The sequence below is a fragment of the Desulfobacter curvatus DSM 3379 genome (assembly GCF_000373985.1).
In the GTDB taxonomy this organism is placed as follows: domain Bacteria; phylum Desulfobacterota; class Desulfobacteria; order Desulfobacterales; family Desulfobacteraceae; genus Desulfobacter; species Desulfobacter curvatus.
Map to the genome: position 1 here is coordinate 1 of NZ_KB893025.1, position 1,579 is coordinate 1,579.

Sequence of the window (1,579 nt, forward strand, 5' to 3'; positions counted from 1 at the left end):
TCAAACGTAACGACATTGCGTATGAAAGCCATAGAAAAAGAACGATGGCTCTCGCTAAAGAGTTAGGTGTTCAAGTGTCGCTGTAGTGTTAAGAAAGTTTTCACTGATGTAATCCAAACAAAGATCCCCCTCCCAGGCAAACCAATCGTTTAGGGTTTTTCGAGTCTCATTGCAAGCGCTGATAATGTCATTTTTATGGCCAATAGGAAAAAGGCTTAAACGATGAATGAGGCCGGACAAATTGAAATTTATCAGGCAGAGGACGGTCAAACAGAAATACGGGCCCGCTTTGAAAATGATACTATATGGTTATCCCAAACCCAAATGGTTGAACTGTTTGGGGTGGATAAATCAGGCATAAGCCGACATTTAATGAATATTCTTAAAACCGGCGAACGTGTTCGGGATTTAGTTGTTGCAAAATTTGCAACAACTGCCGCCGATAAAAAGACGTATCAGGTGGCCGAATCTGTCAGAAATCAGAAAGATACGATAATTAAGTTGATCATGAATTTGCTTTGTGATCCTGAAGCAAAATATATTTAGCTTTCTTTGAGGATATAATTACCATTGTTTTTGCATGAGGCTTTGTTTAATCGGCCCGGATTTCGAATGCCGATAATGTTCTTCTGGCTGACAGAAAGAAAGCATAAGAAAAACTTGTATATGTATAATTATATGTATATAATTGAATCATGAAAATCATATGGGATGAAAGGAAACGGCAAAGTAACATCGTCAAACATGGCCTTGACTTCGTCCAAGCCCACATGGTTTTTGCCGGGGCTACGTTCACCTTTGAAGACACCCGCATGGATTATGGTGAACAACGGTTTGTAACTATCGGTTTATTGGACGGTGTCGTGGTGATCGTACATACTGAAAGCACCGATGAAATCAGAATGATATCCATGAGAAAGGCAACAAAAAATGAACAAAGACTCTACTTCAAAAACCTCTATGGATGATGAATACCCGGAAGTTACACAGGCTGATTTTGATAGGGCTGTTTTTCGTCGGGGACTAAAGCCGGTAGAAAAAAAACAACGAATTACCATTATGCTGGATGCCGGGGTTATTGGTTATTTCAAATCAAAAGCAGGGAAAAAGGGATACCAGACCCTGATCAATGAAAGTCTAAAAAGAGTTATTGCAGAAGACCAAGCGGACCAGCCGAGCCTTGAGAGTCTTTTGCGAAAGGTTATCCGGGAAGAATTAAAGAAAGCGTCTGCATGATGCCGCCCTTTCCCCGGGATAGAAACCGGCTGATCACTGGTTTTGAATAGGCGGTTTCCTGGCTGTCTTGCCTGGGGGCTTCAATCAGGACCATTACAGGAAACGATATGAAAAAACAGTACAAACAAAGAACTCAGCGATTATCACACAGACCCACAAGACCCAATTCTACCATTTTTTCAGAGAATCATTCCCGCATTTTTAGTAATGGAAAGATGGGGCATGGACTATAGGCTATTCCGAAATCATCCCTTATGCCGCCATGGATCATTCATAGCGACCCGAGAATATGATGACACATCGAACAATCCGTACTTATTAAATCATCCGAAAAGGAAAAATC

The 1,579-nt window shown here is 41.1% G+C and carries 3 protein-coding genes; all 3 read left to right on the plus strand.

From position 1 onward, the window contains the following. Positions 1-222: 222 nt before the first annotated feature. The 3 genes from B147_RS0109780 to B147_RS0109790 all read left to right on the plus strand — a co-directional run bounded on the left by B147_RS0109780 (position 223) and on the right by B147_RS0109790 (position 1,236). Complete coding sequence (locus B147_RS0109780) at positions 223-546, plus strand: virulence RhuM family protein (RefSeq protein ID WP_020587029.1); 324 nt, start codon at positions 223-225, stop codon at positions 544-546. Positions 547-695: 149 nt separating this feature from the next. Next, positions 696-968, plus strand: coding sequence for a BrnT family toxin (locus tag B147_RS0109785; protein WP_020587030.1), 273 nt, complete (start codon positions 696-698; stop codon positions 966-968). After that, on the plus strand, positions 931-1,236 hold the full coding sequence (locus tag B147_RS0109790; RefSeq protein ID WP_026259592.1) for a BrnA antitoxin family protein: 306 nt from the start codon (positions 931-933) through the stop codon (positions 1,234-1,236). The genes B147_RS0109785 and B147_RS0109790 overlap by 38 nt, the downstream gene beginning before the upstream one ends. Positions 1,237-1,579: the final 343 nt, after the last annotated feature.

What these genes read in the sequence shown, in the direction of transcription:
- B147_RS0109785 (WP_020587030.1), top strand. Translation starts at nt 696, where the DNA reads ATGAAAATCATATGGGATGAAAGGAAACGGCAAAGTAACATCGTCAAA.
- B147_RS0109780 (WP_020587029.1), top strand. Translation starts at nt 223, where the DNA reads ATGAATGAGGCCGGACAAATTGAAATTTATCAGGCAGAGGACGGTCAA.
- B147_RS0109790 (WP_026259592.1), top strand. Translation starts at nt 931, where the DNA reads ATGAACAAAGACTCTACTTCAAAAACCTCTATGGATGATGAATACCCG.